Genomic DNA, 19,777 nt, shown 5'->3' on the forward strand with positions numbered 1-19,777 from the left:
GTGAATAAATGAAACTAGCAGTTATCGGAGCAATGGAAGAGGAAGTTACGATCCTGAGAAGCAAACTTGAACATGCAAAAACAGAAACAATCGCACACTGTGAATTTACAACAGGTGAATATGAAGGAACTGAAGTGATTCTTTTAAAATCAGGAATTGGAAAAGTAAATGCTGCCATCAGCACAACGCTTTTGCTTGATCGTTACAAGCCTGATTATGTCATTAACACAGGCTCAGCGGGCGGATTTCATCATACACTGAATGTAGGAGATGTCGTCATTTCAACTGACGTTCGCCATCATGATGTAGATGTAACGGCCTTTGACTATGAATACGGCCAGGTGCCGGGTCTTCCTGCTGCTTATGAGTCAGACGAAAAGCTGATCAGCATTACAGAAGAAGCGATTTCTGAACTCGACGGCATTCAGGTTGCGAAAGGAACGATCGCAACAGGCGATTCTTTCATGAACGATCCGAAGCGGGTTGAAGAGGTGCGTGCGAGATTTTCTGATCTGTACGCGGTTGAAATGGAGGCTGCGGCAGTGGCTCAAGTATGCCATCAATTTAAAACGCCGTTTGTCGTCATCAGAGCGTTATCTGATATCGCAGGAAAAGAATCACATGTGTCTTTTGACCAATTTTTAGAGCAGGCTGCTGTCAATTCAACAGAGCTTGTGTTAAAGGTGATCAAACGAATTCATTAAAAACGGGGGAGCGTTCTCCTCCGTTTTCCCTAAAAACAACCTCTATCAAGGAGGAGGACATATATGACTGTTATAACGGACATCACCGAGCTGATTGGAAACACACCGCTTCTTCGCCTGAAGAACTTTGATGTTCCTGAAGGAGTCGCAGTGTATGCAAAGCTTGAAATGATGAATCCCGGCGGAAGCATTAAAGACAGACTGGGAGATATGCTGATCCGTGACGCGCTGGAGTCAGGCAAGGTGAATCCCGGTGGAGTGATTATAGAAGCTACGGCAGGCAATACAGGAATCGGCCTAGCGCTGAGTGCCAGAAAATATGGGTTAAAAGCGATGTTCTGTGTCCCTGAACATTTCAGCACAGAGAAACAGCAAATTATGCGAGCGCTTGGAGCATCAATCATTCATACGCCGCGTCAGGATGGAATGCAGGGAGCTATTCAAAAAGCCATACAGCTGGAGACGGAAATTGAAAATTCTTATTGCGTTTTGCAATTTAAAAACCAAGTAAATCCATCGACTTACTATAAGACACTTGGGCCTGAAATATGGGAAGCGCTTGACGGCAAGGTTCATACGTTTATCGCAGGGGCAGGATCAGGGGGCACATTCGCAGGAACTTCTTCCTTCTTAAAGGAAAGAAATCCTGCAGTTAAAACAGTGATTGTCGAACCGGAGGGCTCCATTTTAAACGGAGGAGAGCCCCACGCCCATAAAACAGAAGGAATCGGCATGGAGTTCATCCCCGAATATATGAATAAGAGCCATTTTGATGAGATATACACCGTAACAGATGAGAATGCATTTAGACTTGTGAAAGAAGCGGCAGAAAAAGAAGGTCTGCTGATCGGAAGCTCTTCAGGCGCAGCACTTTATGCAGCGTTGGAGGAAGCGAAAAAAGCATCTGCAGGAACAAACATTGTCACCGTATTTCCTGATAGCAGTGACCGATATATCAGCAAACAAATATATGAAGGAGGCATCTGATATGAAGAAAAAAACATTGATGATTCATGGCGGAATCACAGGTGATGAGAAAACAGGCGCAGTTTCCGTGCCTATTTATCAAGTAAGCACCTACAAGCAGCCGAAAGCAGGACAGCATACAGGCTATGAATATTCAAGAACGGCCAATCCGACAAGAGCCGCTTTAGAAGCGCTTGTGACAGAGCTGGAAGGCGGGGAAGCAGGTTATGCATTCAGTTCTGGAATGGCTGCCATTACAGCGGCTATGATGCTATTTAACAGCGGGGATCATGTTGTTTTGACTGATGATGTGTACGGCGGAACATATCGCGTGATGACAAAGGTGCTCAATCGTCTTGGCGTTGAATCAACATTTGTCGATACAAGCAGCAGAGAAGAAGTTAAAAAGGCGATTCGTCCTAACACGAAAGCCATTTATATTGAGACACCGACAAACCCGCTGCTCAAAATCACCGACTTGTCGCTCATGGCTGATATCGCAAACAAAGCCGGTGTACTTCTTATCGTAGACAACACCTTTAACACCCCTTATTTTCAGCAGCCGCTTACTTTAGGGGCTGATATCGTGCTTCACAGTGCGACTAAATATCTTGGCGGACACAGTGACGTCGTCGGCGGTTTAGTTGTGACAGCTTCGAAAGATCTTGGAGAAGAGCTGCATTTTGTGCAAAATTCCACAGGCGGTGTGCTTGGCCCGCAAGATTCCTGGCTGTTAATGAGAGGAATCAAAACATTGGGCCTCAGAATGGAAGCGATCGATCAAAATGCGCGAAAAATCGCAAGTTTCCTTGAGAATCAATCTGCTGTTCAAACGTTATATTATCCCGGTTCTTCAAATCATCCTGGACATGAGCTTGCAAAAACGCAAGGGTCCGGCTTCGGCGGCATGATCTCCTTTGATATCGGCAGTGAAGAGCGGGTTGATGCATTTTTAGGAAATCTGAAATTGTTTACCATTGCTGAAAGCCTGGGCGCGGTAGAAAGCTTAATTTCTGTTCCGGCAAGAATGACACATGCTTCTATTCCGAGAGAACGCCGGCTTGAACTCGGTATTACGGATGGTTTAATCAGAATTTCTGTAGGAATTGAAGATGCAGAAGATTTGCTGGAAGATATTGAGCAAGCACTTAAAAATATATAACAAATGGATACAATTACTTTCTCTGTAAGCCGCCAGATTATATTATAATAGTCGTATACTACGAATCTGGCAGGTGATTCATTTGAATAAAAATAGAATGAAATCTTTAAAAGAAGATTACAAGCATTTTGCTTTTACGTTGCTTGCAGTCAGCACTTTTTTATATATAGGCGCAGTTCTCCCCGATCAAGGCTTAACGTTAGTCCAAAAATCGATGATGCTTTTAGCGGATTGCGTATTTTTAGCCGGCGCCTTCTTTTGCGTAGATCGTTCATTGATTTACAAGAAGCGTTTGGAAGAAGCCGACGAATAAAAAAACAGCCATCTACTCAGCGATGGCTGTTTCTTGTTATTTCTCTTGCAGTTCTTTTCCCATGCCTTTTAAAAATTGAAGGCCGAAGCCGACGGCTCTGTTGATATCAGGATCGTTCATTGCTTTTAGAAGGTCGAGAATCCCGACTTTCTTGTCTTCTTTTAAAAAGCTTTGCGCCTGTTCGGTTCCTGCCATTACGCTTTCTAAAAGCTTTCCTGTAAACTCAGGATTGGCTTTTGTCAATGCGCCTCCGGCAGCCATCATCGTGTTGATGAGGTTGGTGACAGGCTCACGCGAGACTTGGCCTAGTGCAATCTTGGCGATGTCTTCCTTCGCCCTCAGCATACTTGCCGCCGCATCAAAGAGTCCAAGTTCATTCAGTTCACTCATTAACGTCATCGTTTTCGAGACAGCATCCTCATTTTCCGCCAGCAGCCCTTTCAGCTCCTCAATTTTTTCAAGCTTGATTTGCTCCGGTGTTTTTGTTTCTTTTTTGATCGTTGTAATCGGAGTAGCCATTTTTTGTCCCCCTTTCGTTTAATCAGTTAGATGAACATAGCCCGGACGATTCCATTTTCTTTCTGCCTCGACGCCGTTTTGCGGGTTCCGTTTCTTGTTACGCGGATTTGTTTTAGGAAGCGGTGTACTTTCGCAGCCTCCCAGCACTTCCATGCGTACCTTCGTCTGTTTATAAGCAGGCGTGTTCGTGCGTTTATCAGCCGCAGGCCCTGTCAGGAAGTTAATCGCTGATTCCTTGTCTGTTGAGTTCATTGGCAGATAAAGTTCATTTTTCCGTACGCGGTCTGTAATCAGCGCGTTTAATTTGACTGCTCCGAACGGAGAAACGAGGCGAACCAGTGAACCGTCACAAATACCGCGCTCCTGGGCAAGCTCAGGCGAAATTTCAACGAATACATTCGGCACTTTTGCTTGAATGCCTTTCGATTTATTTGTCATGTTTCCTTCGTGGAAATGCTCAAGCATACGTCCGTTATTAATGTGAAGATCATATTCTTCCGGAAAAGCGGCAGGTTCAGTCCAATCAGAAAGGGCAAAGCGGGCTTTTTTGTCAGGGAAATTAAATCCGTCTTCATATAGAAGCGGTGTGCTTTCACCTGAGAAGCTGCCCCATAGAAAACTGTTCCAGCCTTCAAGAACCTCATAGCTTGCTTTGCCAAACAGAGGGGAAAGGCTCGCCATTTCTGAGAAAATGTCACTAGGATGGCTGTAATTCCAGCCGGCTCCTAAGCGGTTTGCCACCTCTTGAATAATCCACCAGTCCGGTTTCGCGTCACCAAACGTCGGAAGCGCCTGATATAAACGCTGAACGCGTCGTTCTGTATTGGTAAATGTGCCGTCTTTCTCAAGTGAAGGAGTGGCCGGCAAGACGACATCGGCATATTGAGCAGTTCTTGACAGGAAGATGTCCTGAACCACGAAGAAATCAAGGCTTGATAAAATATCATGTACGTGGTTCGCGTTTGAATCGACAAGTGCCATATCCTCGCCAACAAGATACATAGCTTTCATTTTTCCTTCTTCAATGGAATGAAGCATTTGAATATTATCTAAACCAGGCTTTCCGTCAATCGTGACACCATAAGCCTCTTCAAATTTAGCGCGGGCATTGTCATCTGTAATATGCTGGTATCCCGGCAGCCAGCCAGGCAATGTTCCCATATCACAAGCACCTTGAACGTTATTGTGTCCGCGCAGAGGATAAGCGCCGGCACCCGGACGGCGGTAGTTGCCCGTAGCGAGAAGCAGATTTGAGATCGCTGCTGACGTACCAGAACCGCCTGTATTTTGTGTGACACCCATTCCCCAAAGGACACAAGTGCCGTCAGCGTCACGAATCAGTTCGGCAATTCGAATGATGTTTTCTTTTGAAAGGCCTGTGATGCGTTCCGCGTAATCAAGCGTATAGGTTTGAAGTGTTTCTTTATAATCTTCAAAGTAATTCACGTTATCATTAATAAACGCCTGATCGTGCCATCCTTGATCGATCATATATTTTGTTACAGCCATCAGCCAAACTTGGTCTGTACCTTGTTTAGGGCTGATGAACAGGTCAGACCGCTCCGCCATCTCATTTTTACGCAGGTCGGCAACGATCAGTTTTTGACCGTGGAGCTTATGCGCCCGTTTGACACGTGTTGCAAGCACCGGATGCCCTTCCGCCGGATTGGCGCCGACAATGATGACAAGACCGGCTTTGGCAATATCTTTAATCGTGCCGGCATCCCCGCCCATCCCGACAGTGCGGAACAATCCATCTGTAGCAGGAGACTGGCAGTAGCGTGAGCAGTTATCGACGTTGTTTGTTTCAAATACCTGACGCGCTAATTTTTGAATGACATAGTTTTCTTCATTTGTAATTTTAGAAGAGGAAATAAATCCGACAGAACCTTTGCCGTACTGCTCCTTAATTGATCCTAATCTGCTTGCGACAAGATCGAGGGCTTCTTCCCAAGAAGATTCAACAAAAGCCCCGTTTTTACGGATTAAAGGCTTTGTGATCCGCTCTTCAGAATTGACGAAGTCCCAGCCGAATTTTCCTTTGACACATGTAGAAATCGCGTTAACCGGAGCATCGGAAACAGGCTGGATCTTTAAAATATCCCGTCCTTTTGTCCATACTTCAAAAGAACATCCGACACCGCAGAACGTACACACAGTTTTTGTTTTTTTCGTTCTCGTGTCACGCATAGCCGCTTCGACTTCAGAAATGGCAAAAATGCTGCCGTAATCGGGTTCAACGTTTTTTACGAGATCAATCATCGGTTCCATGACATCCTCTTTGATGCCTGTCATAAAGCCAGCCTGCCCGAGCATTGATTTTTCCATCAGCGCATTACATGGGCATACGGTGACACACTGGCCACAGCTGACACAAGAAGATTCATTGATCGAAACTCCCTCATCCCAAATCACGCGAGGACGTTCGCATTCCCAGTCGATTGAGAGGGTTTCATTTACCTGAAGGTTTTGACATACCTCAACGCACTGGCCGCAGGCGATACATTGGTTTGGATCATAGCGGTAAAACGGATGAGACATATCAACCGCGCAAGACGGATCTTCTTTTGGCGTGTATGGGTATTTTTGATGCTCGATCCCCATCATTTCCGCTGTGTTATGCAGCGTACAGTTCCCATTGTTGTTATCGCAAACCGTACAATACAGCAAATGATTTTCAAGAAGGCGGTCCATCGCTTCGGTTTGCGCTTCTTTCACCCGATTTCCCGAAAGGTCAATTGACATTCCATTTTCCGCGACAGTAGAACATGAACGAACCAGCTTGCCGTTTGCTTCTACAATGCAAGTATCACAAGTTTGAAGCGGGTCAACCTCTGGAACGTGGCAAATCTGTGGGTACTCAATCCCGTTTTCATTTAAAATATCTAAAATTGTGGCCCCTGCTCGTGCTTGAATTTCTGTTCCGTCTACACGGACACTGATCGACGTAACGTCCATCATATTCATATTCCCCTCCATCTTTCTTTCAAGAAGTCAAAAAAAGCCATGTATAGATACACCTGTCCTTAATGCTAAGAAGGTGTAAACACACATGGCGGAATAGTTCACTAGCAAGTCTTTACTAACAGACCAATCCTTGATTTTTATAAAACGATAGACTTATAACAAAATCCTATTACAAATCCATCAACACTGCTTTTATTATAAAGTGATATTTATTATAATACAATATAACAGGAAAATTTTAACCAAGTGAAATGTCCTGAGGGGAACCGGGAAAAGCCTTACGAGGCAATATCGGAAGGGGTAATCAGCATGTCTAAAAAAATTCATGAGTTCAATGATATCATTCGAAAACTTCGTAAAGAATTGTTCGGCAAAGGGCCTGAACGGATTCATACTGTATTTGTAGAAAACATGGCAGTCTCAACACTGTACGGAAATCTGAGTGCAAGCGAACAGTTTATCGCCCGCACACCTGAAGGAAGAGAAATGGTACATGCGGCCCGGACAAGCCTGATTCAAGACCTTTATTCCAAACAAACGCCGGAAGGAATGGAAGAGCTGATTGGGGCTAAGCTAGTCCATTTGTTTTCTGATATAAAAATTGAGGAAAATATCGCTGTATCTGTGTTTGTCTTTGACCAAAAAATAGATGATCAAAAAGAAGCCCTGCAAAGCTAGCACATTTGTCATTGACACAAATTTGTCACATTTGATATGATGTGGCTACAGTTATAGAAGCCTTAAAGCAATGGAATGTATGCACGAACTGTATATATTCTCTTTCAATATCTTAAATTCTGCTTGATATTGTTGTATGGGTATGCATACAAGTTAGGCAGCATTCAAACGCCTGGTTGACACAGGTTATTTGAGTGCTGCCTTTTTTTATTGCCTTTCTGCCATAACTGTGAGAAAAGAAGAAATAATGGAGGGTTTTAGTATGGCTTTTCGAAAACCGGATGAAATAGCGGATGCAGCAATTGAAGCAGGGATGAAAAAAGTAAAGCTTCCGCTACCGTCTCTGCTTGTATTGGGGTTTTTAGGCGGTGCATTTATCGCGCTCGGGTACTTGCTTGATATCAGGGTAATCGGCGACCTGCCGAAAGAATGGGGAAGCCTTTCCAGCCTTATCGGGGCTGCCGTATTTCCTGTCGGTCTGATCCTTGTGGTGCTCGCTGGCGCTGAGTTGATCACAGGAAATATGATGTCCGTTGCGATGGCCTTATTTTCGAGAAAAATATCAGTAAAAGAATTGGCGGTTAACTGGGGAATCGTCACGATTATGAACCTAATCGGCGCATTGTTTGTTGCCTACTTTTTCGGGCATTTGGTTGGGTTGACTGAAACAGGCCCTTATTTAGAAAAAACGATCGCCGTTGCGCAAGGAAAGCTTGATATGAGCTTCGGCAAGGTTCTCATTTCCGGCATCGGCTGTAACTGGCTTGTATGTCTTGCGGTGTGGCTTTCTTTCGGAGCCCAAGACGGAGCAGGGAAAATCCTTGGCATTTGGTTCCCGATTATGGCTTTTGTGGCAATCGGATTTCAGCACGTTGTCGCCAATATGTTTGTGATTCCCGCAGCCATCTTTGCAGGCTCGTTCACGTGGGGGCAGTTTATCGGAAACATCATTCCGGCTTTTATCGGCAATGTCATCGGTGGAGCGGTGTTTGTCGGCCTCATTTATTTTATTGGATATCATAAGAAAGACCGCTCCAGAAAAGAAATGAAGCAGGTATCATGAATAAAGGGCAAGTCCACTCGATGAAACGTACAAATTCAGTCCATTTTTAGAAAAAGATGTTTACAAAATGGAATTTGGTGGATATACTTACAAAGGAAGAAAAAAGCAAAGGAGGCTGAACAAAATGACAATGAGACAACGACGTCAACCTGTACGTGATACACAAGAAAAAATTCATGGTTCATTCAGCCTGTGGAAGAGTTCGTGTCCTTCCTTAACCGATGCTTATCGCACGTATTAAATTCGGAATAGACGGACATACGCAACTCCCCGCAGGCAGTAGAGGCATTGGTTAGGTGTCTTCTTTTGTCTGCGGTTTTTATTTGCCCGCGGCAGAAGAAATGATGCCGCGGGTTATTTCGCTTGAAGCGGACTTTGAAAGGGGGTGAGCGATATGACGATTAACCTATTCTTTTTAACGTTAACGATTAACAAACGGTTTAAAAACCCGGAAGAATTCGAACGAGAACAGCAGATTGAGCAGATTTATGATGAAATGAAAGAGTCTCAGTTAAAGCATCTTTATTTAACAAACTGGCGCTAAAAAGCAATGAAAAAACTGAAGGGGGAGATGACATATGCTTAGAATGGAATTATTAATGCATTATACGATGGAGAAGGACCAAGTTTAGCGAAACAGCTGTCAAGAAAATGTCTGCCTGCATATGATAAATCAACGTTACGGTAAGGCAGGTGATGGCATGATGAACGATTATCAGAAAAGGCTGCCGTCGATTGGCCATGGTTATGCGTCCATGCCGCATTCCTTCAAACATGGTTATGGAAATCCATTCCGTCAGCAGAGGCTGATGGCCATGCAGCAGCAAAGGTTGTATGTATTCCCTTATCATTGGCACTAGAAAGAGGGCAGAAAACATTTTGTTTTCTGCTTTTTTGCTGGAAAAAACGAAAAAGTTCAGTTCTATTGAAACATTTTTAAACACATTGCCGTCTAGTTGATATCTTCATTCCCATTTGGAAATGAAGATGATGTTTATTTTTCGAATATAATAAATAAACATAGGAAACCAAAAGCAGGTGTTTAAAATGCTAGAAAATAGACTCTATAAACAATTGAATCTTTTTAAATTATTTTCTCGGAAATATAAGCAAACCAAAACAATTGAGCATATGATGATTGACTCTATAGACATACAAGAAAATGACAGAATTTTAGAAATTGGAATCGGAAATGCCACTGTTTTTAAGAACATAACCGAGAAACTAGAAAAGGGAAGCTTAAAAAGCATTGATCCTTCAAAGCGAAAGGTAAGGCAAATATCACGCGTAAATCGAAAGAACATGGGGAAAGGGGAGATTTTTCATGGCTATCCCGAGAACATTCCCTTTGATGACCGTACCTTTAATAAAGTGTTTTCCTTACATACGGTTCAGAGCTGTACTGATATTAGGCTTGCATTAAGGGAAATTTACCGTGTGCTTCAAATTGACGGCCAATTTTACATCAATATTGATACAAATACCGGTGAGAAAGAGAACATGTATATTCAGCTGCTGGAAGATCAGCATTTCAGGGATCTTTCTATCATCAGGCGTGATTCCTGTCTTTGCATTGTGGCTGTTAAATAAAATCATTTCTCGGGAAATATATCCAGAGCCTTTATTTTGGGGTTTGGGTATATTTTCTTAATTTTTTATTTTTTGCATATACTTTATATTAAAAAAAGTTTTTTTCATATAAACTGATATCATAAGAAAGGGTAAAGAGGTGATATTAGACAGGTCAGGTATTCATTATGAACAAAAGGAATGAATATTCATTCCGCAACGAATCGGAGGTACTAACATTCCATGTTATCCGCATCCAGCAGTAAATACGACATGATTATGAAAGCGTCGGTTTCACTATTTACAGAGAGGGGATTTGACGCTACCACTATCCCAATGATAGCTGAACGAGCCCATGTGGGGACAGGAACAATCTACCGCTATTTTGACAGCAAAGAAACACTCGTCAACGTATTGTTTCAAGAAAGCATTCAGCGCTTTATGGAAAAGCTGAAACAAGACTTTTCGGAATTGACTGTCAGAGAAGGCTTTCACCATGTATTTTGCTGTCTCATTCAATTTACAAAAGAGAGCGACTATGCGCTTTTCTTTCTTGAAACGAAGAAAGACGCTCATTACTTAAATGCCACAAGCAGAAAAATGATAGAAAATCTGACTCAAATGCTTGATGACTATTTTAATAAGGGAAAAGCGGAAGGTGTAATTCGCAGCCTGCCCTCAAACGTGTTAATTGCGATTGTGTTAGGGGCGTTTCTCAAGATATATCAGCTCGTCCAAACGGGTGATATAGAGATGGACTTGGATTTAAGGACTGAATTGGAACAATGCTGCTGGGACGCCATTAAGCTTCATTCATTTACTTCACAAAAATAATAGGAAAGGAAGATGTTGATGAAACAGGCAAGCGCAATACCTCAGCCCAAAACATACGGACCTTTAAAAAACCTTCCGCATCTGGAAAAAGAGCAGCTTTCTCAGTCATTATGGAAGATAGCAGATGAATTGGGGCCGATTTTCCGTTTCGATTTTCCGGGGGTATCCAGTGTTTTTGTATCCGGTCACAGTCTTGTGGCTGAAGTGTGTGATGAAAACCGTTTTGATAAAAATCTTGGCAAAGGCTTGCTAAAGGTGCGCGAGTTTGGCGGAGACGGCTTATTTACAAGCTGGACGCATGAGCCGAATTGGCAAAAAGCCCATCGCATTCTGCTGCCGAGTTTCAGTCAAAAAGCGATGAAAAGCTATCATTCTATGATGCTGGATATCGCAACCCAGCTGATTCAAAAATGGAGCCGGCTTAATCCTAATGAAGAAATTGATGTAGCGGACGACATGACCCGTCTGACGCTTGATACGATTGGGTTATGCGGGTTTAACTACCGTTTCAACAGCTTTTACCGTGATTCACAGCATCCGTTTATCACCAGTATGCTCCGTGCCTTAAAAGAGGCGATGAATCAATCGAAAAGACTGGGTCTGCAAGATAAGGTGATGGTGAAAACAAAGCTGCAGTTCCAAAAGGATATAGAAGTTATGAACTCCCTTGTAGATAGAATGATAGCGGAGCGAAAAGCGAACCCGGATGAAAACATTAAAGATCTTCTATCACTCATGCTTTATGCAAAAGATCCTGTAACAGGTGAAACGCTGGATGATGAAAACATTCGATACCAAATCATCACATTTTTGATTGCAGGGCATGAAACAACAAGCGGTTTGCTTTCCTTTGCGATTTACTGTCTGCTTACACATCCGGAAAAACTGAAAAAAGCGCAAGAGGAAGCAGATCGCGTGTTAACGGATGACACGCCGGAATATAGACAAATCCAGCAGCTGAAATACATTCGGATGGTTTTAAATGAAACGCTAAGACTGTTCCCAACAGCTCCAGCCTTTTCTCTCTACGCTAAGGAAGATACTGTTTTAGGCGGAGAATACCCAATCAGCAAAGGGCAGCCTGTCACCGTTTTGATTCCGAAACTGCACAGGGATCAAAACGCTTGGGGCGAAGATGCAGAAAATTTTCGTCCGGAACGGTTTGAAGACCCTTCGCGCATTCCTCACCATGCGTATAAGCCGTTTGGAAACGGACAGCGCGCTTGTATCGGCATGCAGTTTGCTCTCCAGGAAGCGACGATGGTTCTAGGTCTTGTATTAAAGCATTTTGATTTGATGAACCATACTGGATACGAACTGAAAATCAAAGAGGCATTAACGATCAAGCCGGATGAATTTAAAATTACTGTGAAACCGCGGAAAACAGCAGCAATCAACGTACAAAGAAAAGAACAGGCTGACATCAAAACAGAAACGAAGCCAAAAGAAACAAAACCTAAACACGGCACACCTTTACTTGTTCTTTACGGTTCTAATCTTGGAACAGCGGAAGGAATAGCCGGTGAACTGTCTGCTTACGGCCGCCAGCTGGGCTTTACAGCTGAAATCGCTCCGCTTGACGATTATATTGACAAGCTTCCTGACCAAGGTGCCGTGGTCATTGTTACGGCTTCTTATAATGGGGCGCCGCCTGATAATGCTGCCGGCTTTGTGGAGTGGCTGGAGGAGCTTGAGGAGGGCCGATTGAAAGGTGTTTCCTATGCGGTATTCGGCTGCGGAAACCGGAGCTGGGCCAGCACGTATCAGCGAATTCCCCGACTCATAGATGACATGATGCAAGCAAAAGGCGCATCACGTTTAACAACCATCGGGGAAGGCGATGCCGCCGATGATTTTGAAAGCCATCGCGAGTCGTGGGAAAACCGTTTCTGGAAGGAAACGATGGACGCATTTGATATAAACGGAATATCTCAGAAAGAAGACAGGCCTTCATTATCCATTACTTTTCTCAGTGAAGCGACAGAAACGCCGCTTGCTAAAGCATATGGCGCGTTTGAAGGGATTGTGTTAGAGAATCGGGAGCTCCAGACAGCAGATAGTCCGCGTTCTACCCGCCATATTGAATTGCAAATTCCTGACGCCAAAATATATCAAGAAGGCGATCATATCGGAATTCTGCCGCAAAACAGCCGGGAACTTGTTCAGCGGGTCCTGAGCCGATTCGGTTTGCAATCCAATCATGTCATAAAAATGAGCGGAAGCCCTCATATGGCTCACCTTCCGATGGATCGGCCGATTAAAGTGGCGGATGTATTGGCGTCCTATGTGGAGCTGCAGGACCCGGCTTCAAGGCTTCAGCTGCGGGAGCTGGCTTCTTATACAGTCTGTCCGCCGCACAAAAAAGAACTGGAACAGCTCGTTTCAGATGGTGGCATTTACAAAGAGCAGGTACTGGCAAAACGTCTCACCATGCTTGATCTTTTAGAGGATTACCCTGCTTGCGAAATGCCGTTTGAGCGGTTTTTAGAACTTTTGCCATCACTAAAACCGAGATATTATTCCATTTCAAGCTCACCGAAGGTCCAGGCCAATATCGTGAGCATGACAGTAGGCGTTGTTAAAGCCTCAGCTTGGAGCGGGCGTGGTGAATACCGGGGCGTTGCTTCTAATTATTTAGCAGAGCTGAATACAGGTGATGAAGCAGCCTGTTTCATCCGAACACCGCAATCCGGATTCCAGATGCCGGATGATCCTGAAACGCCTATGATTATGGTCGGGCCGGGTACAGGAATTGCGCCATTCAGGGGCTTTATTCAGGCAAGATCTGTTTTGAAGAAGGAAGGAAGCGCGCTTGGTGAAGCTCTTTTATACTTCGGCTGCCGGCACCCCGATCATGACGATCTTTACAGAGAAGAGCTGGATCAAGCGGAACAGGATGGTTTGGTGACAATCCGCCGATGCTACTCACGCGTCGAAAACGAACCAAAAGATTATGTCCAGCACTTGCTCAAACAAGATACGCAGAAATTGATATCACTCATTGAAAAAGGGGCACACATATACGTATGCGGTGATGGATCGCGAATGGCTCCCGATGTAGAGAATACTTTGCGACTGGCGTATGAAGCTGAAAAAGGAGCGAGCCGGGAAGAATCAGCTGAATGGCTGCAAAATCTGCAAGACCAAAAACGATATGGTAAAGACGTTTGGACAGGAATGTAATAAAAATCAAATCCCGCCATCAGATTGGCGGGATAATTTTGCATGTGAGAAAACCGGCACGATAATGAAATCTACTGAAAAGGATGTTATAGGGAGTATCGCGCCGGCCTTATTGTTCATATCGTCAAACAGGGGCAAAAGTTTAGTTCTTTTGTCTTATTTTTAAAAATAAATAGTCTGAAAGTCTTGTTTTTGGTTTGCGCATTAGTTTTATGGCATTTTGCTCTCGCGTATGCCTTAAGATGAACCATCTGTTGAAGATCGATGTTTAAATTGGCGTTCCACATGTTTTCGGTAATGAAAGTCATGAATCAGCCGAATCGTCGGCCTGATTAACAGCAGCAAGCTTCCAATCGCAAACAGCCATATCCCTGCTGACTTGAACTGGTCATAAAAAAAGAAAAAGCTCCCGACGAGAAACAAAGCACCAATGGTAAAATCGTTCACTGTATAAAGAATCTTATATCGTTTTTTGAAAAAAAGTTCGTATCGTTTCAGTTCTTTTTTGATGTCATGTTCTTCATTAGCTGCCACTATCATCCCTCCATTCTATTTTGGCTTACCCTCACGTAAACGACATGTAAACATAAGAATTGGTTTGAAAAAATGGAGATGATGAGAGAAAGATCAGCAATGTTTTTAAATAGGGCTTCTTTTTTTTACCAAAACGATTCCATCGCCTGAACAATAAGACCAGTCAAAGCTTTAGCGCCTTGTGGAACCAAGTGTACGCCATCAGGTGTAAAGTATTCTGGATGCTGAAGAGCCACTGTATGCCAGTCAACTAACGTAACATTTTGATGTGCGTGGGCCTGTTGTTTCAAAGATTCATTTACTTTGCTTTCCCATTGGCGGGGAACTCTAGTATTGACAAGATAGATATGAGCTTTTGAGAAAGATTGAATCAATTGTTCAATCTGGCTGTTTGTAAAGTAGCCATTGGTTCCCAGCTCAATGATGACAGCTCTATTCGGCTGATTAAAAGACTTGTATTCCCTTGTGAGCTGCAAAGCTTGAGACATTTGCCTCCCCACTTTTCCATTAATCGTAACATGTGAAAGTGACTCACGGAGGTGTGAGGCAATATCAAGCATGACGGAATCTCCTATAGCTAACACTTCTTTATCAGAGTCTTTGGGTTCTTTCGCCTGCTGCTGAGATTGCGTGTCTTTATTTTTATTAGCTTCTTGTCTATTATCTTTGTTCTCCTTTTGGTGTTGATTGGAGTCTGTTGTCTTTTGATCGGCATCGTCTTCCTTGTCTTTATCAGCTGCTGCTTTCTTACTATCCTCAGAAGTCTGGCTGGTATGAGCGTTTGTTTCTTGTGAGCTATACGTCCACTTGGTGGGGTGCTTTTGCTCTCCGGCTAGTCCAGACAGTCCTCCCGCAAAAATAAGCAGAGCGAGAATGACGAAACCAATTGACATTTTACTGATGACAGATGTCGTTTTCCATTCCCTGATTCTATGTATAAAAACACGGCGGAAAAAGGATCTAAATCCCTGAGTCCTTATCGGCTTCTCAATAAACTGATAGGAAAACTCTGCGAGTATAAATGTAGCAATGACCTTTAGCACGATATGCCAAAAAACAGGGTTCCCGATTTCTTGGACTGGCGTGCTCAACACAATAACAGGATAGTGCCAAATTGCGGCGACCATGCTAATCAAAAGCATGCCGCCTCTGTAAAGAAAAGGCTCGTATTCATCTGTGAAATAGACACACAACACTAATATACAAAATGCCGTAAGTTCAGTAGCGCGCAAAGTGTACTTCAGTTTGTTTGGCAGCCTGTTGGACGACAGCCTTTTCATCGGCCATACCAATGCTAAGGAACATCCGATGAGAAGTTCAAACGAACGAGTATCTGTACCGTAATACACGCGGCTCGGATCTGCGCCGGGATCATACAAAAAGCTCATCATCACGGCTGAACAAAGCGCCAGCAATGACACCGCGGCCGCCAATCTGGCGCGGCTTTTAAATATGTACATTCCAACAACAAGGAACATCGGCCATATCATATAAAATTGTTCTTCAATCGCCAGCGACCAAAGGTTTTTTAGAGGTGATGGGGAACCGAAACTATCAAAATATGATAGTTTGTGAAAAATAAACCACCAATTACTTATATAAAAAAGAGAAGAAATGGCATCTCCGCGTACAGTATGCAATAGTTCCCTATCAAACAATACAACCCAAATAACAGCAGAAAAGATCATAAGGTAAGCCGCTGGCAGGAGCCGCCGAATTCGGCGAACCCAAAAGTCACGAAAATCAAGGCTGATAGCATTTCCATGTACCGGCAATAGAATGGATGTAATTAAATAGCCGGATAAAACAAAAAAGGTATCGACTCCAATGAAGCCCCCGTTAGCCCAATTGAAGTTTAGGTGATACGCGATAACTGAGAGGACGGCAAAAGCCCGAAGGCCATCGAGTCCAGGGATGTATCGATGATGCTGTGTCTTGTGATACATGGGTATTCCTCCAATAGTGTGCAGATATTCTCGTTGTTTTTGATAGCTAGATTACGACCTCAAATAGAGAAGATAGAAAACATCCATCATGTCAGTTGGATGTTTTTTTATATTATCGAATATAACGATCTCCTACGAGCAAGCTTGATATGACGCTGGTTGGAATTTTAAAATCGGTAACGCCCATATAGCCGGGGGCGACTTCATATTCATCAAATGAGATCACAAGTTTATGATCTTCGGTAATGTAAAACGTTTGATCAGGAAGAATCGTTTTGAATGGTTCTGCATCTTCATCAGTGAGCCAATATATTTTATTTGGATCTTCCTTCATTTGCTGTTTCATTTGTTCTTTGATGTTTTGGCTGATGGCTTTGATATAACGCTCATCTTTGAATAAGCTTTTTAATGTCAGTAAGATATCATTTTTTTTGTCAATTGTGATATAACGGCTTTGGGTGTAAGAAGATGCTTGTGTTTTTTCAATATCGCGCCGGATAGAGAGTAGATCTGGCGTGTCTGTTACTGTCTCGTAATCACTATAGATGCTGAGATGTCCTTTTTTGTTTTTGGATGTGGCCTGTATAAATTCCTTGTACAGCTGCTTGCTTTCTTTCAAGTATTTCTGGTTAATGCTGTTTTCAAGCTCTTTATTAGAAAGTCCGGATAGAGCAGGTGTTTTAACATCGATGCTCGATTGATCTTTCTCTTCTTTAATCTCAATAAAAGTGATGGCTTTGACAATCTTACCGATGACAGGGATTTTCGACATTGCTTGCGCTGCGTCAGGGTTGATGTTGACAAGTGCAGTGAATAAAATAGCTGCCGCAACAGCTGCTGATGTCGGCCACGTGACAATTTTTTTCTTTTTTGGTTCTTGCTGAAGGGCATTTTCAACAATGATATCAAGTTCTTTAGGAATCTGAACACTTTTATATTCTTCTCTTAATTGCTGCAATCTTTTATCCATTAAGAAAGATCCTCCTTCGTCAACTGAATGCGCATCAGCTTCAATGCTCTGTATAGGCGCGTTTTGACGGTATTAATGTTTTCCCCTGTTATTTCTGCAATTTCATCTAATTTGAGATCTTCAAAAAAACGCAATATAATAATGGTTTTATAGCGGTATGGCAACTCGTCAAGCGCTTCATGGAGATCAGTGTCCTTGTAATGGTCTTCTTTTCCGTTGCTTAAAAACTCTAACGTATCGTCATCCATCACTTTTACCTTTTTTTGTTTGCGCAAAAAATCAATAGCTGTACGTACTAAAATTTTATAAAACCAGCTTTTTATCGTTTCAGGGTTTCTGACCGTTTCAACTGAGCTCAGCGCTTTTTTTATAGATTCTTGAATAATATCTAATGCGTCGTCTTGATTTTTTACATAACTGAAAGCCAACCGGTAGAAATCTTGTTTATGATCAGTAATGCACGTGACAAGCAACGCTTTTATTGTTTGTTTTTTCTTCATTGCAATAAAGGGCTCCTTTTTGTATATACGTATATCATAGGCTGTTACCTAGGATAGACGCGGAAGGCTGAAAAATAGTTTGCGCAGAATAGCATTTTTTAAAAGAAATGATCAGAGAGGGAGGATCCTAAAAACTTTGTAGAAAGAAATGCATACAAAAAACATGGCTTGTTGATACAAGCCATGTTTTTTGTACTATTGTTCTATTCCAAATAATGTTTTTTGAAATCGGAGTGGATTGAAAATTTGCGGCGCAGCTGGATGAGATTTTTCCCGAAGCTTTCTTCTAAAAGTCCTCTATGCTTTTTCAGAATTTCCATGAGGTACAGATCATGAATGATCACTTCAGTTATAGGCATGACTAAACCTACATGCATTGTCCATGCAGCACGGCTGTCGTTGCCAAGAGAGACGATACCTGCTACAACTTCTGAATCATCTCCGCTATAGACAAGCCACCGCCCGTCATACTCTTCTGTAATTTCACTGCTCATATCATGAAGGTAAACAGCAGCAAAATCAGATGTGATGTCTCCGTACGCAATAATGGTGACAATGACACCTTGATTTGCCGCTTGTCTTAGCTCTGATTCTATTTCTTCAAAATCCTCTTCCCATATTTCCAAGAGAATTCTTTTTTTGGCGGATAAGATACAAGCCTTCACTTTTTCAAGAATTTCATTGCGTCCGGTGATATTCCAGATATTTTCCCGGTCATTTGCGGTCTGCTCGAATTTTTCAAAGTATTTCTCAGCCTGATCAAAATGCTCTTCCGCTTTGAGCCGGCGGTTTTTAATCAGTTCTTTAGCGGGAACAGGCACATACTGAGGTGTATTTCCATGACTTACAAAAACATCTCCTCTTAAGACAAGACTTTCCAAGACTTCATAAATTTTAGAACGGGGCACTCCGGAATTTTTGGCGACGGCATAGCCTGTTAAAGGCGATTCTTGCAATAAAGCAAGATATGCTTTTGATTCATATTCGGTAAAATTAAGGTTTTTTAAAATGTCTAACATATTTTCCTTCATAGATCCTCCAATATAAAGAGCAGTCGCTGCCCTTGTAATCGCTATTTTAACAAACCATATTGATTTATTCCAAACGCATTGATACAATTTTATGAGTAGTTACTATTGTAGTCACTATATATTGCGGAGATTTTTTAAAGGGGGAGAAGAAATGCACAGCATACTCACATACATACCGATTGCTGCCATGATGGTTATCATACCGGGAGCAGATACGATGCTTGTGATGAAAAATACCCTTAGATATGGCGCAAAGGCTGGCCGTTATAACATCCTTGGATTGGCAACAGGACTTTCCTTTTGGACGGTTATCGCCATTTTAGGTTTATCAGTGGTTATTGCAAAGTCGGTGATTCTTTTCACAACAATCAAATATTTGGGAGCAGCATACTTAATTTATTTAGGAATCAAAAGTTTTTTTGCCAAAAGCATGTTTTCTTTTGATGAAACGCAATCTCAAGCAAGCAAGGAAAATTCTCCGAAACGTTATTATAAAACTTCCTTTATGCAAGGATCACTTAGTAATATTCTCAATCCTAAAACTGTTTTGGTTTATGTTACAATCATGCCCCAATTTATCAATCTAAAGGGAAATATAAACCAGCAGCTCATCATTTTAGCTTCAATCCTAACCTTATTAGCGGTTTTGTGGTTCCTCTTTCTCGTTTATATGATTGATTTCGCAAAAAAATGGATGAAAAACTCGAAGTTCCAGAAAGCGTTTCAAAAAGTAACCGGTATTATATTAGTGGGTTTCGGCATCAAAACTGGTATGAATTGAAATTCCGCTTACATGAATTGGAGATCAGTCAAGCAGTTGTTTTGCCTTTCAAATCCT

General features: G+C 42.6%; 19 protein-coding genes. 12 read left to right on the forward strand and 7 right to left on the reverse strand.

Going from position 1 to position 19,777, the window contains the following annotated elements; translation table 11 throughout:
* The first annotated feature begins 8 nt into the window (after positions 1-8).
* From mtnN to ACY3LV_RS18355, 4 genes are all read left to right on the forward strand, one after another.
* Positions 9-704, forward strand: coding sequence for a 5'-methylthioadenosine/S-adenosylhomocysteine nucleosidase (gene mtnN, locus ACY3LV_RS18340; protein WP_148962146.1), 696 nt, complete (start codon positions 9-11; stop codon positions 702-704).
* 63 nt (positions 705-767) lie between these two features.
* Complete coding sequence (locus ACY3LV_RS18345; RefSeq protein ID WP_148962145.1) at positions 768-1,691, forward strand: O-acetylserine dependent cystathionine beta-synthase; 924 nt, start codon at positions 768-770, stop codon at positions 1,689-1,691.
* Between the two features lies 1 nt (position 1,692).
* Positions 1,693-2,832: a bifunctional cystathionine gamma-lyase/homocysteine desulfhydrase gene (locus ACY3LV_RS18350; RefSeq protein ID WP_333561355.1), complete on the forward strand. Its 1,140-nt coding sequence runs from the start codon at positions 1,693-1,695 to the stop codon at positions 2,830-2,832.
* Between the two features lie 82 nt (positions 2,833-2,914).
* On the forward strand, positions 2,915-3,145 hold the full coding sequence (locus ACY3LV_RS18355; protein ID WP_333561354.1) for a YrhC family protein: 231 nt from the start codon (positions 2,915-2,917) through the stop codon (positions 3,143-3,145).
* Positions 3,146-3,181: 36 nt separating this feature from the next.
* Here ACY3LV_RS18355 and ACY3LV_RS18360 read toward each other — a convergent pair whose 3' ends face one another.
* The gene (locus tag ACY3LV_RS18360) at positions 3,182-3,664 is read right to left on the reverse strand and encodes a helical membrane plugin domain-containing protein (RefSeq protein WP_464864272.1); all 483 of its coding nucleotides are present in this window, start codon (positions 3,662-3,664) and stop codon (positions 3,182-3,184) included.
* An 18-nt stretch (positions 3,665-3,682) separates the two neighbouring features.
* Complete coding sequence (fdhF, locus tag ACY3LV_RS18365; RefSeq protein WP_464864284.1) at positions 3,683-6,625, reverse strand: formate dehydrogenase subunit alpha; 2,943 nt, start codon at positions 6,623-6,625, stop codon at positions 3,683-3,685.
* 315 nt (positions 6,626-6,940) lie between these two features.
* On the opposite strand from fdhF, the gene ACY3LV_RS18370 reads away from it, so the two are divergent.
* From ACY3LV_RS18370 to cypB, 7 genes are all read left to right on the forward strand, one after another.
* Positions 6,941-7,309, forward strand: coding sequence for a Na-translocating system protein MpsC family protein (locus ACY3LV_RS18370; protein WP_024714924.1), 369 nt, complete (start codon positions 6,941-6,943; stop codon positions 7,307-7,309).
* A gap of 262 nt (positions 7,310-7,571) precedes the next feature.
* Positions 7,572-8,372: a formate/nitrite transporter family protein gene (locus ACY3LV_RS18375; RefSeq protein ID WP_087992460.1), complete on the forward strand. Its 801-nt coding sequence runs from the start codon at positions 7,572-7,574 to the stop codon at positions 8,370-8,372.
* A gap of 394 nt (positions 8,373-8,766) precedes the next feature.
* Complete coding sequence (locus tag ACY3LV_RS18380; protein ID WP_087992248.1) at positions 8,767-8,916, forward strand: YrzI family small protein; 150 nt, start codon at positions 8,767-8,769, stop codon at positions 8,914-8,916.
* A gap of 157 nt (positions 8,917-9,073) precedes the next feature.
* Positions 9,074-9,232: a hypothetical protein gene (locus ACY3LV_RS18385; protein WP_003229817.1), complete on the forward strand. Its 159-nt coding sequence runs from the start codon at positions 9,074-9,076 to the stop codon at positions 9,230-9,232.
* A gap of 187 nt (positions 9,233-9,419) precedes the next feature.
* A complete protein-coding gene (locus ACY3LV_RS18390) occupies positions 9,420-9,962 on the forward strand; it encodes a class I SAM-dependent methyltransferase (protein WP_148962142.1) in 543 nt (180 codons plus the stop codon).
* Positions 9,963-10,184: 222 nt separating this feature from the next.
* Entirely contained in the window at positions 10,185-10,775 is a 591-nt protein-coding gene (fatR, locus tag ACY3LV_RS18395; RefSeq protein WP_464864273.1) for a transcriptional regulator FatR, read from the forward strand.
* A gap of 18 nt (positions 10,776-10,793) precedes the next feature.
* Positions 10,794-13,958, forward strand: coding sequence for a bifunctional cytochrome P450/NADPH--P450 reductase CypB (gene cypB, locus ACY3LV_RS18400; protein ID WP_464864274.1), 3,165 nt, complete (start codon positions 10,794-10,796; stop codon positions 13,956-13,958).
* A 237-nt stretch (positions 13,959-14,195) separates the two neighbouring features.
* Here the strand turns inward: cypB and ACY3LV_RS18405 are convergent, their stop codons facing one another.
* From ACY3LV_RS18405 to ACY3LV_RS18425, 5 genes are all read right to left on the reverse strand, one after another.
* Complete coding sequence (locus ACY3LV_RS18405; protein ID WP_464864275.1) at positions 14,196-14,492, reverse strand: YrhK family protein; 297 nt, start codon at positions 14,490-14,492, stop codon at positions 14,196-14,198.
* Positions 14,493-14,617: 125 nt separating this feature from the next.
* Positions 14,618-16,438, reverse strand: a complete 1,821-nt coding sequence (locus ACY3LV_RS18410) for an acyltransferase family protein (protein ID WP_464864276.1) — start codon at positions 16,436-16,438, stop codon at positions 14,618-14,620.
* Between the two features lie 112 nt (positions 16,439-16,550).
* On the reverse strand, positions 16,551-17,408 hold the full coding sequence (rsiV, locus tag ACY3LV_RS18415) for an anti-sigma-V factor RsiV (protein ID WP_464864277.1): 858 nt from the start codon (positions 17,406-17,408) through the stop codon (positions 16,551-16,553).
* Positions 17,408-17,908 (reverse strand): RNA polymerase sigma factor SigV, encoded by a 501-nt coding sequence (gene sigV, locus ACY3LV_RS18420; protein WP_166850309.1) that lies wholly within the window; start codon positions 17,906-17,908, stop codon positions 17,408-17,410. The genes rsiV and sigV overlap by 1 nt, the downstream gene beginning before the upstream one ends.
* A 203-nt stretch (positions 17,909-18,111) precedes the next feature.
* Positions 18,112-18,939, reverse strand: coding sequence for a TrmB family transcriptional regulator (locus tag ACY3LV_RS18425; protein WP_087993803.1), 828 nt, complete (start codon positions 18,937-18,939; stop codon positions 18,112-18,114).
* A gap of 151 nt (positions 18,940-19,090) precedes the next feature.
* Here ACY3LV_RS18425 and ACY3LV_RS18430 point away from each other — a divergent pair, with 151 nt between their 5' ends.
* Positions 19,091-19,720, forward strand: coding sequence for a LysE family transporter (locus tag ACY3LV_RS18430; protein WP_333517181.1), 630 nt, complete (start codon positions 19,091-19,093; stop codon positions 19,718-19,720).
* Positions 19,721-19,777: the final 57 nt, after the last annotated feature.

The sequence above is a fragment of the Bacillus sp. 11C genome (assembly GCF_055486375.1).

Bases quoted from the DNA above. Each gene is read 5' to 3' on its own strand.
- mtnN (WP_148962146.1), top strand. From the start codon at position 9: ATGAAACTAGCAGTTATCGGAGCAATGGAAGAGGAAGTTACGATCCTG.
- ACY3LV_RS18345 (WP_148962145.1), top strand. From the start codon at position 768: ATGACTGTTATAACGGACATCACCGAGCTGATTGGAAACACACCGCTT.
- ACY3LV_RS18350 (WP_333561355.1), top strand. From the start codon at position 1,693: ATGAAGAAAAAAACATTGATGATTCATGGCGGAATCACAGGTGATGAG.
- ACY3LV_RS18360 (WP_464864272.1), bottom strand. From the start codon at position 3,664: ATGGCTACTCCGATTACAACGATCAAAAAAGAAACAAAAACACCGGAG.
- fdhF (WP_464864284.1), bottom strand. From the start codon at position 6,625: ATGATGGACGTTACGTCGATCAGTGTCCGTGTAGACGGAACAGAAATT.
- ACY3LV_RS18370 (WP_024714924.1), top strand. From the start codon at position 6,941: ATGTCTAAAAAAATTCATGAGTTCAATGATATCATTCGAAAACTTCGT.
- ACY3LV_RS18375 (WP_087992460.1), top strand. From the start codon at position 7,572: ATGGCTTTTCGAAAACCGGATGAAATAGCGGATGCAGCAATTGAAGCA.
- ACY3LV_RS18380 (WP_087992248.1), top strand. From the start codon at position 8,767: ATGACGATTAACCTATTCTTTTTAACGTTAACGATTAACAAACGGTTT.
- ACY3LV_RS18385 (WP_003229817.1), top strand. From the start codon at position 9,074: ATGATGAACGATTATCAGAAAAGGCTGCCGTCGATTGGCCATGGTTAT.
- ACY3LV_RS18390 (WP_148962142.1), top strand. From the start codon at position 9,420: ATGCTAGAAAATAGACTCTATAAACAATTGAATCTTTTTAAATTATTT.
- fatR (WP_464864273.1), top strand. From the start codon at position 10,185: ATGTTATCCGCATCCAGCAGTAAATACGACATGATTATGAAAGCGTCG.
- cypB (WP_464864274.1), top strand. From the start codon at position 10,794: ATGAAACAGGCAAGCGCAATACCTCAGCCCAAAACATACGGACCTTTA.
- ACY3LV_RS18410 (WP_464864276.1), bottom strand. From the start codon at position 16,438: ATGTATCACAAGACACAGCATCATCGATACATCCCTGGACTCGATGGC.
- rsiV (WP_464864277.1), bottom strand. From the start codon at position 17,408: ATGGATAAAAGATTGCAGCAATTAAGAGAAGAATATAAAAGTGTTCAG.
- sigV (WP_166850309.1), bottom strand. From the start codon at position 17,908: ATGAAGAAAAAACAAACAATAAAAGCGTTGCTTGTCACGTGCATTACT.
- ACY3LV_RS18425 (WP_087993803.1), bottom strand. From the start codon at position 18,939: ATGAAGGAAAATATGTTAGACATTTTAAAAAACCTTAATTTTACCGAA.
- ACY3LV_RS18430 (WP_333517181.1), top strand. From the start codon at position 19,091: ATGCACAGCATACTCACATACATACCGATTGCTGCCATGATGGTTATC.